Source organism: Ruegeria sp. B10, from assembly GCF_056539825.1.
In genome coordinates, this window is record NZ_JBQFVP010000004.1 from 1 (window position 1) to 13,609 (window position 13,609).

At 51.4% G+C, this 13,609-nt stretch carries 8 protein-coding genes and 1 tRNA gene; 3 read left to right on the top strand and 6 right to left on the bottom strand.

The genetic code is table 11. The annotated features are described in order from the left end of the window. The first annotated feature begins 14 nt into the window (after window positions 1-14). Window positions 15-91, top strand: a tRNA-Met gene (locus ACR0J4_RS06385). On the opposite strand, the gene ACR0J4_RS06390 is transcribed toward ACR0J4_RS06385, so the two are convergent. From ACR0J4_RS06390 to ACR0J4_RS06415, 6 genes are all read right to left on the bottom strand, one after another. Then, window positions 48-1,697, bottom strand: coding sequence for a recombinase family protein (locus ACR0J4_RS06390; protein ID WP_170747363.1), 1,650 nt, complete (start codon window positions 1,695-1,697; stop codon window positions 48-50). The two genes, ACR0J4_RS06385 and ACR0J4_RS06390, sit on opposite strands and share 44 nt — an antisense overlap. Before the next feature lie 133 nt (window positions 1,698-1,830). After that, the gene (locus ACR0J4_RS06395) at window positions 1,831-2,913 is read right to left on the bottom strand and encodes a site-specific integrase (protein ID WP_170747361.1); all 1,083 of its coding nucleotides are present in this window, start codon (window positions 2,911-2,913) and stop codon (window positions 1,831-1,833) included. Next, complete coding sequence (locus ACR0J4_RS06400) at window positions 2,906-4,120, bottom strand: tyrosine-type recombinase/integrase (RefSeq protein ID WP_480668337.1); 1,215 nt, start codon at window positions 4,118-4,120, stop codon at window positions 2,906-2,908. The genes ACR0J4_RS06395 and ACR0J4_RS06400 overlap by 8 nt, the downstream gene beginning before the upstream one ends. Next, window positions 4,111-4,566, bottom strand: a complete 456-nt coding sequence (locus ACR0J4_RS06405) for a hypothetical protein (protein ID WP_480668338.1) — start codon at window positions 4,564-4,566, stop codon at window positions 4,111-4,113. The genes ACR0J4_RS06400 and ACR0J4_RS06405 overlap by 10 nt, the downstream gene beginning before the upstream one ends. A 168-nt stretch (window positions 4,567-4,734) precedes the next feature. Further along, complete coding sequence (locus ACR0J4_RS06410) at window positions 4,735-4,947, bottom strand: helix-turn-helix domain-containing protein (protein WP_170747359.1); 213 nt, start codon at window positions 4,945-4,947, stop codon at window positions 4,735-4,737. 687 nt (window positions 4,948-5,634) lie between these two features. Continuing rightward, window positions 5,635-8,688, bottom strand: coding sequence for a CHAT domain-containing protein (locus ACR0J4_RS06415; RefSeq protein ID WP_480541039.1), 3,054 nt, complete (start codon window positions 8,686-8,688; stop codon window positions 5,635-5,637). A gap of 127 nt (window positions 8,689-8,815) precedes the next feature. On the opposite strand from ACR0J4_RS06415, the gene ACR0J4_RS06420 reads away from it, so the two are divergent. Beyond that, window positions 8,816-10,195 carry a tetratricopeptide repeat protein gene (locus ACR0J4_RS06420; RefSeq protein ID WP_480541041.1) on the top strand — a complete coding sequence of 460 codons (1,380 nt, stop codon included), beginning with the start codon at window positions 8,816-8,818 and terminating at the stop codon, window positions 10,193-10,195. 23 nt (window positions 10,196-10,218) lie between these two features. Then, window positions 10,219-13,596, top strand: a complete 3,378-nt coding sequence (locus ACR0J4_RS06425; protein WP_170747357.1) for a FecR domain-containing protein — start codon at window positions 10,219-10,221, stop codon at window positions 13,594-13,596. Window positions 13,597-13,609 lie beyond the last annotated feature (13 nt).

Consider the following 13,609-nt stretch of genomic DNA (forward strand, 5'->3'; position numbering starts at 1 on the left):
CCAACGCAAAGTGTCGCGGGATGGAGCAGCCCGGTAGCTCGTCAGGCTCATAACCTGAAGGTCGCAGGTTCAAATCCTGCTCCCGCAACCATCACGGTCGAACACAGTGTTGAACAAGCCGCCCTTGGGCGGCTTTGTTCGTTCTGGGGTGCTCCCAACGCGAGCAAGCCCGCCAACTCTCCAACAAGCTCAATCGCATATTCCCCGTCTTCCGGGATCAATCGAATCTCTGACAACAGACCGCGAATGATGGATATTGCCTCAGCTTGCGATGAGGGATCGCGCAATGCCGTGGTCAAATTGGCGACCTGTTCTCGGTAGAGGTCGGACAGACCGGGGTGCAGCAATACTGGTGGTTCATTTGATGCCGAATTGATGGTATCTTGGAGTTCGGATTTGCGTGCTTCTAACGCTGTCAGTTTTTCCTTCATGCTGGCGTGAAACATGCCATCACTGATGGCGTCGATGAGATGTGCGATCTTGCGCTCGACCTGCGCCAGATCACGTGTCGCGTTAATCCGCTCCTGTTGAATGGACCCGGCAAGACGGTTGTATTCCTCTTGATAGGCGTTGGTGAATTCCGCGATCAGATCAGGGTGCAGCAACTGTTCCTTGAGGCCGGACAGAACACGATCCTCCAATTCCGAGCGTTTGATCGTAAGCCGATTATCGCAGGTGCCTTTATTCTTATGAGTGGAGCACCCGTAATACTGCTTTCCGACTTGGATGATACCACCGCCGCAACACCCGCAGGTCAGCATGCCGGAAAACAGATGCTGTGCCCGCTTGGTGCGGCCCAGCTTCCTGATGCCATCGCTGATCGCGACGTTGCGCGTTTGTTCCTGCCGTGCCTTCACCGCGTTCCAAAGGTCATCGGACACGATGCGCAGATCGGACACGTCTTCAATCACCCAGTCTTCCGGCGGGTTTGGGCGAGCTTGCCGTTTACCACTGTCCGGGTCTTTGACGAAACGCTGCCGGTTCCAGACCAGTCGCCCGATGTAAAGTTCGTTGTTCAAGATGCCAGTGCCACGCTGGTGGTTGCCGTAGATCGTCGATGCGCCCCATGTGCCCCGAGGTCCGGGAATGCCCTCATTGTTTAGATGGGCAGCGATGTTGCGTGGGCTTAGCCCAAGGTTGTAATCCTGAAAGATACGTTGAACGATCTGGGCTTGGCTTTCATTGATCCGCCGTTCCCCTGTGGTGACGGACCCGTCTGCGTCCATGTCTCGCACAACGTCATAGCCGTAGGTGATACCACCGGCTGATTTGCCTTTGCGCACACGCCCCTCAAGCCCACGATGGGTCTTTTGAGCCAGGTCTTTCAGGAACAGGCTGCTCATGGTCCCCTTGAGGCCGATATGCAGCTCGGAAATCTCCCCCTCTGCCACGGTGACAATTGGGATGCCCTGAAACCGCATCTGTTTGAAGAAGGCGGCAATATGCTCCTGATCACGGCTGATGCGGTCGAGACCTTCAGCCACAACGACGTCGAACATGTTGCGTCGAGCGTCCTCCAGCAACCGTTGATATCCGGGACGCAGATGGGACGCTCCGCTCAGCCCCCGGTCGGAATAGGTCTCTGCCTCTTGCCAGCCATTGCCACTGATCAGACGCAGGCACAGTCGATGCTGGTCCTCAATGGAGGCGTCACTTTGAAGATCGGTGGAGTAGCGGGCGTAAATGGCGGCGCGCATGGGTCGGGCCTTTCGGACTGAGAAACAAGTTGGCCCAACCCATTATAGGCATGGATTGGGCCGTGTCTTCCACTTTCGATTGCAACCCGTTGCAACAGAAAATGGCTTGATTACAAGTCTTTAACTCTATCGACTAGCGCCGTTTGGACGAGGTTGCCGACAGCTTGCCACCCAAGGTCTTCATCTTTGCCTGCAAGAGAGATTGATAGTCGTCACAGGCAGACAGTCCGGTGGCACGATTGTAGTGCTTCTGAGACATGTCCAGCGTCGCGTGCCCGAGGATATCCCGGATGATGTTGACATGTTCCGGGTCCGTCTCGGCGACGCTGGTCGCCGCAATGTGCCGAAATTTGTGCGGTCGCAACTCAACGCCCAGCATGCGCCGCGCCACTTTCGGCAGTTCCCGCGACAGGCCATCTGGTGTGATCGGGTCTCCATACTGGCTGATCCAGAGTGCATTGGATGTCTTAGAACCAAGGAGGACCGGACGATGAATATCCAGATAAGACTTCATCGGCTGTACCAGAACCTTGGGTAGAGGAAACCACCGCGCTTTTTTGTCTTTGGTGTCTTCCGCCGAAAGATGAACCTCGAACCCTTCGGCGTTTTTGCGCAGATGCTGGTCCGTTGTCAGCGCCAGCAACGTGCGACGGCGCACGGGTCGCGAGATTAGAAAGGCGAACATCAGACCCGCGCGAAAGTGAATTGCACGCTTCAGATCAGTGAGGGACGGATCATTCTCCACATCTTCGAGCCGCTGCAAACTTTTGTTAAGAATGTCTGCCGCCGAGAGGGCGACTGGCTTCGGCAGGCTTTTCCGGTCCGCTAGATGTACCAGGCGGTTGGACAGTTTGTTCAACCAGTCCCAGTCTCCTGCCGGGTGCATGGCCCTTGCAAGCACATACAGATCGCAAATCATGTTCTTGCGGGTCATGAGGCCTACGCGCGCTTCCGCTTCTTCCAGATATCCCCGCACGGCATCTTTGGTAATGCGATCTGTCGGCGGTTGATCCAAAAGGGCAGGCTGATGACGCTTTATCCATGACAGCCAGTATCCGTAGCTCTGGCGCCGTTTGGTGCGGCTGCCTTCGGACCAGCTCGCGCAGGGGCCTGTACCGTCAAAGATGTCACCTTCCGCGAACAGGGCCTCCCAGGCGGTTTTATCCGCCTCGGGCCAATCTTGATAAAGAAGAACAAGAGGAATGCCGTTAGTCATCGGTCTTACCTTTCCACTTGGACAGAACCACATCGTCGTAGTGATCATGTGCCCACTGATTGCTAAGCGACGCATAGAAATCCATCGTGGTCTGTTGTCGTTTATGTTTGAGCAGACGGCGGACGGTCTCGAAGTCACCGGGGCGTTCTTCGAGATAGAGCTTGGCTGCGATGTGGCGGAACAGATGCGGGTGAACCTTCAGACCGGTCTCTCGCAAGACTCGCTGGGTGAGTTCGCTACCAAAGTTGCTGGGTGCTCGTGGCTTCCCATCGCTGCTGCGCGGGAACAGAGCGCGCCCACCGGCTTGCGACACCTGCGGTCGGAATTGCATGATATAGCGGTGCAGAAGTTTGGAACTGCGGGTGTTCAGTTTGACCTCAATCGGCTCCCCATTCTTAACCTCGACCCCTTCGATACGGATGGAATAATAGGTGTGCGTCCCCGAGCGGGCAGGGATCAAATGCTTGTCCAAATCAAGGTTCGCGAGGTTTTTGACACGCATGGGACAGCTCAGAAGGATCGTCAGTGCCGCAGCGTGCATCGCCGCCAGAGCGCTGTCACGACAGGTTGGTTTGTCATCCGCCCGTGCCATCAACGTATCCGGAAGGCCTAGCAACAGAGCGACATTCTCCCAGTCGTTGAACTGAGCGAGGCGCTCGGCGTTTTTGGGGCTCATACCGCGAGGGCTGGTTGCAACGCGTTTGTGAATGTCTTTGAGCGCCTTAAGGACGTCTTCGGGTACGTTCAGGTGATGCCGTGCAATGGCGATGCAGGTTGCTGCAACATTACTCAGCCCAGAAGGCAGGCCGTCGGTTCCGCGCCGGTCGATGATCGTCCGGAAGGCCGTTTTGAGATTAGGCACCGTGATCAGTTCCGACAGGCTAACGAAGTGTTCCGAGCGCTGTCCGGCAGACACCAGCGCGTCGAGCATCTGCCGCAGATGGGCTTCGGTATTGCGCAGGCTGGTCTGACGCAGCGGTTTGTCGGGCCCGTCATCGCTGAACAGATCACGTTGCGCCAAGCGGTCGATATAGGCTTTGATCTCTGCTTGCAGGCTTTCCGGGTAGTCCGTCAACGGGCGAGCCACGTAGCGGTCCGACGACAAGCGGTCCAGCCGGGGAAGATCGAGACCGTGTTTGTCAATCACGTGGTTCCATGTATCGATCATGGACTGAATGTACTTGGCCGGTTCATTCTTCAGCAGCACTGCGTCGAGAGCCGTCTGAAACGCATGTCTGCGGGCAAGACCGACCGAGCACTGCAAAAGCGTGCAAACCGCATCAAGCCCCAAACCTGATGGGTGGATTGCACAGTCGTCAGAAACGCGCCCCACTCCGGAGTCAGTTCAGATTTGGCTTCAAAATCCTGCAACACCCCGACCGCACGCAGGGCACTGGCCAGATCGCTTTTGGTGGTGCTGAGGGTGTTGGGCTTCACCCCGCAGGCGGCGGGATGCAACGATGCCAGCAGTTTGCGCAGTTGCGGGATGTCTGTCGGAATGTCCGACGGAGGACGGTTCATGTATGTACTGACGCGCGAGATGGCGGACAGCTTGGACTGTTGACGTTTCTTGTTGGGGTCAGGATTGGACTTCAGAACGTCCAGAACCTCGGCCAGCGTCGTTGGTAGCTGGATCTCTTGGTGATGTGTCATGATAAACCTCTTCGGTTTTGAAAGTGGGGACAAAAGGGGACAGACGAGGACATGCTGACCCATGGCGGCCCTCTTGCGGACATTCGGGAAAACAAGGGTATGAATTTATAGCCAAAATCCATGACCCCGTTTTCCCGAACGCCGGAAAAGCCGAGATTTGTGAGAGCTTTAGAGAACATGGGCCGCTGCCTGATTGCCGCGTTGCTTGGCAAGGGCATGCAAATCACAGCGCGCGATGCGCCAATCGCGGCCCAACCGAGTTGCAGGCAGATCATCGGATTTGATCCAGCGGCGAACGGTCTTGGTGCTGATACGGAACAGCGCAGCGACATCGCGCACGCTGAGATAAGCGGCATCCTCTGAAATCGGCAGATCAACCATGATCCACCTCTGGGTCTTCACCGTTGCAACGGGTTGCGAAATCCGAGCGTGCAGCCTCGCGTGCCAACAGCCGCACAAGGTTGATCAGGGGTTCAGGAATAGCGAAATTGGGCGGGTTGCCCGTGGGAGCAGAAGACGAACACGTCATCGATACGTTCCTTTTTAAGGAACCGCTCGAGACAATGATCGCGATGTTCTGGCTTCGGAGCGCACTCCAGACGACAAAACACTGACCTCAAACGAGATCAGGATCATTGCCATCGAGTGCGTCGAGGACGAGAAACCGTCCTGTCCAATCCCAATATTGGCGGCCCAGCCATCACGGCCGGTAAGTTGAAAGTTCTTGAAGCGTAAGGGCAGTTGCTTGCCTGTCAAGGACGCACGGTGTGGCTACTCCGCGGTTACCGACTCAGAGACCAGATCGAGTTCTACATGTGTAAGCGAATGAAATTATGTACTTTTATCTTATTTTGGCTTGGGGTGGCTATCCGCACGTGATACCGTCATGTGCAAGGGTGCCGGGTGAGTGCCTGGATACCTCCTCTCTCTGACAAGCGACGAGGCCACTCCAGTCGGCTAACGCCGATATGTGTCAACCCGGCCCCCGATCTCTTCAGAGCAAATGGCAACCGGTTCTATTCCGACCCGGCTTTATAGCGCCCTGCAAAGACTACCAGCGTGAAGCGATCAATAGCTGCCTACAATAGAAAATGGTGCCCAAATTGCGGGATGCCTTAACACTTTCAAATCTTCCCTTGTTGACACCTCAATCATTGCCTCTTTCATCGCTTCATCCGCTGCTAGCCCATTGGAAATACCTTCAAAAAAACTAGGCATTAGCAAAAGAGGTGAAACGGTGGAAATTGTCCAATGGCTCACCACCAAAGATTGAGCGCCAGCTTCAAAAAAACCTTGCGCTAACCCAGACAAACCCGGAGCTCCAAATTGTCCTGAGGCGGATGCTGTGTTGCATGCCGATAGCACCACGATCTTGGCTGCGATCTGCTTTTGAGCAATTTCGCTCGCTGTTAAAAAGCCATCATCAATGTCGGAGGTTTCTGCAGGCGAACTGAGAACTAGTGCTGGCTCTCGCAAGTTGCCAAACTGACCAGAGACAATTGCGTGTGTTGCAAAAACGAGAACGTCACCTTTGATCTCGTGTAACTTAAAAACCTCTTCTGACGCATCTTTCCCGGTGTAATATGTAGAGGAAGAACCCGGCAGTGATCTGGATATTAGATCCAACTCGCGCTCTGTTTCCGGCAATGGCTCAAAGTAGTTTACAGTGCCGCCAAACCGCAACGCTTTGGGATTGATTTCAGGATCGCGGCTGAGAACTCCGGTGTCTGAAGAACGGTTTGAAAACGACGGGTTTGCAAATCCTGTTATACTTTTTAGTTCAACATCTTTGGATGGATTTAACTTGGAAAACAGGAGGTTCGCAACCGAAGTATAGACTGTAATCGAATGCGTTAGCCCCAAGAAACGCGCATCTGCTTTTTCAGGTGTTTTTCCGATTGGTGCGGAACTTCTAGTCGCGACTGCAAGAGAAATCTGTTGCGCTGGACCTTGTGGGACAACAAGCAGCTTTTTCTTTTTTTTAAGTATTCTGTCAAAAGGACCAAACAATATATTGTACAGTCGGGTGGAGGAATTAAAGTCAAAAGGTGGCGGTGTGGAGCGACCTTCAAGGTCCATATTTTCCCTGAGCTTTCTTACAAGTTGGTCGACTTTCTCTATGCTGGTGTTTGTCGATTCAACAAGAAGCTCATCTCTCGTAATAAGGAAAATAAATGTGCCGCCTTCAAACGAAAAGTTGGTCCAGAGAGCTTCATCTTGATCCAGCAGCGGTTGAATTGCGTTTAAAGTGATGACGGATGGCGACAAGTAAGGCACTAGATCAGGGTTTGCATTCAAAATCTGACTGTCAATATCCTGAATATGTAGTTTGACTTGATCGAGAACCTTTTGTTTTTGTTGATCCGGTTGAATTGTTAGGGCGCGGATCTGAGCTGATGCAGCGTGCCGCTCAGTGAACAGTTCTGCTAACTCCGGGTCCTTAGCTTTGAAGTGTCGTAGAAACCCATTAGTTGCAGTTGCAGCCTCATTCAGAAGAGCGAGTTGAGCGGTTTCAAACATTTCTTCGCTACTCGCGAAGCCTCTTCGTTGGTACTCGTTCAATACCGTGAGAGTGTTGCCTATTTGAAGATCAATAGACGATGACGAAAACTGTCGAGCGTAGGTAGTCGACTTGGCGACTTCCTTTAGTCTTTGTTTGATTCCAGTAATATTAGTGCGCGACAAATGCGCAGCTTTCTCAATATCTCCAATGTCGTTTCTAGAATAGTAAGTTTCGCTCAATAACCGCCTAATTTCACCAGACTTTTCAACACTTTCAGCTGCCCCAAACTCCTCATAGTTTCGAAGCAACTCTAAAAAGACATTTTCAGCTTCATCAAGCATTCCATCGTACAGATAAGCTTTTCCGAGGCTCATCTTGGTTGGTGCGAGATCGGGCTTGGAAAATCTTCCCTCCACCGCAAGCATTTGAGAATTGCGTAGTAGGGATTTGGCTTCTTCTAGTTCCCTCATTTCAACTAGCAAAGACCCCAAATTGGTCAATGCAAACAAATTTTCGATCGCCTGCTCACCGAAGATAATTGGTGCTTCAGAGACCAAATTGCGTGCTAAAGCTACGGCTTCGACTGTCCTATTGCTGAAACTCAATGCCCTGGTAAGTTCCAATTCTGTGTAGAACCTCGCGCGTCGGCTTCGAGCGCTGTTGTCGGAAAAAGCAGATGCGGCGACCTCGAATCCCCTTATGGAATTTTCGATGTCTCCGATCAATCCAAGGAACATTGCCCGTCTATGCAGCGTTTGACCAACTAGTGTCTCGTTGTTGTGTAAGCTTTCCTCGGCTATCACCATTGCGCGTTCGTTATTGGCGTACGCTTCCTGTAGTAGTCCCATCTGAAAGTAGGCTTCCGATAGGTTGTATCGGGCTGAAGCCAAAAGAGCGGATTGGCTTTCGTCTATTTGCTCCAGAAGAGCCTTTAGCTTATCCAAAGATCCCTGAACGTTTCCAAGTTGAAGATCTATTCTAGCGTTGATAAGTGCAACTTGCGGGTCGGTTTGATCGACTTGTTCAAGAGCATCAATTGAAGTTTGGGCTTGTTCTGGCCGTCGTAAAGTAAGGTATGCTTGACCCAGAATGGTTGCAACTTGCGTCGCCTGCCGCTCGTTTAGATGCTGTAACGGTTCAACTGCAGTTACTGCTTTTTCCCAGCTTCCAAGCTCTAGGCTATTTCCTGCAAATCGAATTCGTGAATGAGTGATGAGGCTGTCAATTTCTAGCCTTTCTGAAAGAGTTACAGCCTGATGGAACCTACTGTTTGCCTTTTCGCTCTCTCCTAACAGGCTCAAAGCCTCAGCAGAATTTAGAATGACAGCGACCAAAAGTTCATTTTCTGTAGCACTACTAATCAAAATTTTTTCAGCGCGTAGAACATCCTCAAGAGCTTCGTGGAATTGACCAGCAGTGCGTTTCAAGACGCTTATCTCGTTTAGTAAAAATGCGTGGTTATTGGTTTCCCGGTCATTCGACCTCGGGATTTTCGAGAGAATGTCTTCCAGAAGTGTGATTGCTTCAGTTGATTTTCCAGAAGCTCCTAAAGCGCGCGCCGCACCGAGCAAATTGATCAAATCAGGTTGCTGTGTTTGCGCGTTTCCAGGCGGAGTCACTCCTAAAAAAAAAGTTAGGAGAATGGTCGCAAAGGCGCTTGGGGAGCGTAAAAGTAGTTGGCAGATTGACTCAACACATTGCATTCGTAGACTATAGCAGAGTTTTTTAGCGTCTTTGCAAAGGGTTTTGGACAGAGGGATTGGTGAGATTTTGGTTTCATTTTTGCTTAGTAGGTGCCCTTCCCGCTTTAGTTTGATTCGGGTTTTTCTGGTTTCTGTTTGTATTCTTAGCGCCACTAGTTGGGCGGTATTTGCGCAATCAAATCAAATACCTTCAGAGTATTTGTCAGCGTTAGACAGAGTTAAACGAAATCCCTCAGACCCAGAGGCCTCGTTTCGTTTGGCGCAAATCGCTGCTCAAACAGGTGACTTCCAAACTGCGATTTCTGCATTTGAAAGAATACTGCTGCTTAACCCTACACTCGCGAACATTAAGCTCGAACTTGGTGTCCTATATCTGCGCCAGGGCGCTCCCAAGCTAGCCGAGAACTATATAAGCGAGGCACTGAAATCACCTGATGCACCGCCTGCTGTGAGAGAGAGAGCGGAAGAACTTCTCGCCATTGCTGAACAATCAAATTCCAGGTGGCGATTAACTGGGCGAGCGGCAGCCGGATTGATCGTAGATTCAAATGCAAATGCGGGTCCAGACAACGGAACCGAAGTCAGGGGTTTCGTTGTTCTGCCGGATTTTACCGACCAGTCGGACGTATCTGCCTTTGTTGGACTATCTGGAAAGTTGAAGTACGATCTGGGTCTTCAAGCAGGTCACTTGCTCGCTTTGGACGTAGACTTATTTGCACGAGGTTACCGCGATCAAACTCAGTTGAACCTGTCTCGCGGGGGTATCGCATTCGGGACCGATCTCAATTTGACAAGAGCCTTGAGCTTCCCCGCCGAGTTAGCGCTAAGATATTCCACGAGTTCGCTGCGTCGCGATGATGAAAGATATGTTAGTGAAGATGGTTGGGTCGCTAAGTTTCGTGCTGTTCCAAATGCGCAGAATAGCTTTGAGTTCAGTGCGTTTACTTTCGATCAAGACTATCACGCGACTACGTTGGACCCGTCAAACGACAATCGCGACGGTCGAAGAAGCGGGTTCTCTCTTCGTTACTCGAGGCTACTGACGGAAAAGACGGGGCTAAACGTCGTATTTGCTTACTCTGACAAATCTGCAGAAGAAGGCTTCGAAGCGTACCGGGATAGCGGTTTCTTTGTGGAAGTCCTTCGAGAAATTTCACCGTTGCTTGGAAAATCGGAAGACCCTTGGAAAATTTCTGCAGCTGTAGGTTACGGGCAGCGTAAGTATGACGAGCCCGACCCCGCTATCGATGACAATGCATCACAAAAAGATGAAAGGGTAGTCTTAAGGACGTCAATGTTCGTTCCGCTGACAGACAGCGTAGAGCTACAACTCGAACTTGGTCATTTCGACCAAAACTCAAATTATTCGCTGGATACCTTTGACAATACGTACCTGGCATTTTCGGTGACAAAGTCATTTTAAGTTTGAATATGGGAGGGAAGAACATGAAGTTTTCATTTACAAAATTTGCGGTACTTCTCGCCGGAGCGTTCGCAGTATCGACCACTGATTTAGCAGTTAGTGCAGCAACGTCCGATCACCGTATGAAGCAGTTTGTCCTCGGTTCTTCTCAATCTCGAACTGTCGAGACGGGCGAAAATGAGACTGCCGAAGTCATTTTGGTGGATGGTACATCGGTCGTCATTGCCCCTGGCAGTCTTGTCACCGTGATCACATCGAAAGACCAACCAATTGCTATTCGCGTCGAGCGAGGGACTTTGAGAGTTACAGGTGGGCTGTCGAACCGAACGCAAAATATCTCAATCATGACGCCTCATGCGCTTCTCTCACTCAAGTCCGGATCTGCGTTCATTCAAGTAGGCTCGGAAAGTACTCGCACACACTTGCTGAATGGCAAAGAAATACTGGTGTCGAGCGGGGGGCGTAGCCAAACGATCTATCGCACAGGGTTTCAGATTGTCGCTAGCAATGGGCGAGCCACCGCCCCACGACGCATGAGCACCCAAGATATCGTGAACGATCTAAATTCACTTAGCAGAGGGCTGCAGACGGGAACGACACCCAGGCTGGGTTCGACGCGGGGGAGTTCTTCTGGCGTTCAGAGTGAACAATTAACTGAGGATGTATCGGTTTCGGACGAAGATGTTCAGATTGCTGAAGCCGTTGAAGAAGTTTCTCGTTTGGACAATGCCGTTGGTTTCGATACCAGCGCAAACGAATCGGGAAATTCCGAATCTGATGGCGGAGGTTCTTCAGGTTCATCCCCGCCGCCAGAACCAATCGACTTTTCGTTTGATCTTGCGGGTGGAGGCTTCAGCCCATCCACAGGGGATTCATCTATACCTGTTGTGGAAACAGATACGACAACAGTAAACACAAATCGCGCTTTGATAAGACAGAACTATTCTACCGGAAACCCTCCTGAACAGCTTGGTATAAGATATCCATTTGTTGAAGAAATATTCCTTGGACCGATTGCAAACAGAGTATTTCCGACGCGAGACGCAAGTATTGCAATAGACAACGTTGACGTACTAACTTCGATTACTACCGGCGACGGCTCGCGTGCCGTTGGATATTACTACGGCTCTGCAACGTCCGGCATTGTTGCGCAACTGCCGCCAAACGAATTTAGTTTGGATACAGATCAAGGGCTAATAAGATTCGAAAGCCTCCCAATGGGACTCCTTTCTACAAATTCTATCTACAATATCGGGTCTGGAGACTTTATTCGTGCCGATACAACATTTGGAGTTCGTCCCGGGATCAATACGCCGGCAATTGGTGGTATTTGGCACAAGGGTACTGGTGTAACCGTCGAAGGTATCAATTTTGGGACGGATTTCGATAGAGTTATTCCTGGTTCGACCACATTAAACCGCAGGGACAATTTTATCTTCTTGGACATGAACTTGTTAGCAGCGTTTAACTGGCGCTGTGATTCAATTCGAGATTGTCAAATCGGAGGCGATGACGGGTTTATCGATGAAACGGAAACCGAAATTGCTTTTGTCGAAGCCATCGAAAACACTCCTTCTTTAAACGGTGAGAATTTTGACTTCGAATACGGGAGAGATATCCTAGTTTATGGCGGCAACAGTGACGCAGCGGCTTTGGTTCACGACCCATCTGAATCGCGCCGTTACATTTTTTCTGCCGGAGACTTAGATCAAGTCATTGAAAATCGCGTGCCCGGAGAGAGTGTCGACCGTTTCCACCTCGCGGCGGGAATGGGAAGCCAACTCCTTGCCGCCGACAGTCTATCTGACCTTACTGCTGGAATGGATCTTTCTGACGGAGATCGCGCCTTCTTTCGCGGGGAGACTTGGCTAGAACTGGCTGATGACTATAGTGAATCTACGTTTTCTCTAGATCTTTCCCAGTTGGCGCAAAGCGATTTGCTTATCATAAATCCGGACGGGCCGGTCATTGTAGATGACGGTGAGACTGCGCCAAATACATCCAAACTTTTGTATGCTGACTTGGGTATCCGGAACGATGCGGAGGGTCGGCAGGTATCAACAATCTCGGCAACAATAGGGGAAGTCCGCTATCGATTCACGAGTGAACTAAACGGAGGAACTGAGGGGTATGGCAACGATCAAATTGTTGATGCTCTGATCTTCAGCCGTGCCATTGGATCTACGAGAGGGATCAATTCGAGCGGAACGTCAAAGAGTCCCGTTCTTCTTTATTCTGACTTCCAAAGTACCGCGGCGGGAGGAGGAAATCCGAACATAGGAAGCCCAGGATCCCCAACACCCGGTCGCCTAGGGTTCTTTGTGCTGGAAAATACTGGAACGATCTTCGACGATGTCGAAGCCCGCGGGTCCCTTGGAAACGGGTTCGAAAGCCCTGTTGGATCAACAGATGGGCTCGAACCGGAACAGATTGAAGAGCTTGCACCAGTGCAATACGCCGCTCTGAGACTGGGCGTCGCGACAGGAACTGAAGCATTGCCTGGAAACAGAACCGGCTTTGGCTTCGCGCCGAGTGAAACCATTGGGTATGCGGTGGGCCTTGTCGACGTGGAAACTCCCGGAGGCTCGACAATCCGACCCATGGGAAACCCAGATTTGCTTCCAGATACCCTTGCGGGCCCTAACTTGTTTTTTTCCAACTTCGACGCCGCGTCCAATAGTTTCCAAGTTGCAATCGACGACTTAACTTTAGGAGGCGAAGGTGGAGCGAGTGCGTATGTCAGCGACACTGAATTTGGGGCTCGCAGTACTGATGGTGCGAGTGATGCAGCGTTGATATCTGGCGGTCTTGTAGCAGAAGGCATCGGTGCCTCTGTCTCATCGACCACGAATGGATATGAGCATGTGAAGTGGGGATTCTTTTTTGGTGACATCGACACTGGAATGGGTTCTGGGAGCAGAGAACATGTCCATTTGGGAACTTTCGCTGCGGGTAACGAACTGTCAGGAGATGAAACTGATTTGATAAACGGGTCAGTCCAAGATGCAATGGATAACGGTCTTTCTACGACTGTTCGGTATTCGGGTCACGCCATCGGCAATGTCGTGATGGGTGGAATCGTCTCAACTCAGACTGGCACATTTTCAGACACCTTTAACTTTGGGTCCCGCACAGGCCAAGCAGAATTGTCAATCGGTGGAGCGACCGTGGCGGGGAATAGTTCGTTAGCTTTAGAAGACGGTTTTGATAGCTATACTAGCTTTGTAACTGGAAGTGGCGGAATATCAGGTGAGTTGAATGGAAGCTTTGTTGGCGCTGTCGAACATCTAACGGTTGGTGGTGGTACGCTAATTGCCCCCGGCGGCCTCGTAGGTGGATTTGCCTTAAGTGATGGAGTAAGCGGTGGTTTTCGTGCTGTTGGGTCATTCGCTGGCGAATAAACATAAGATCGGG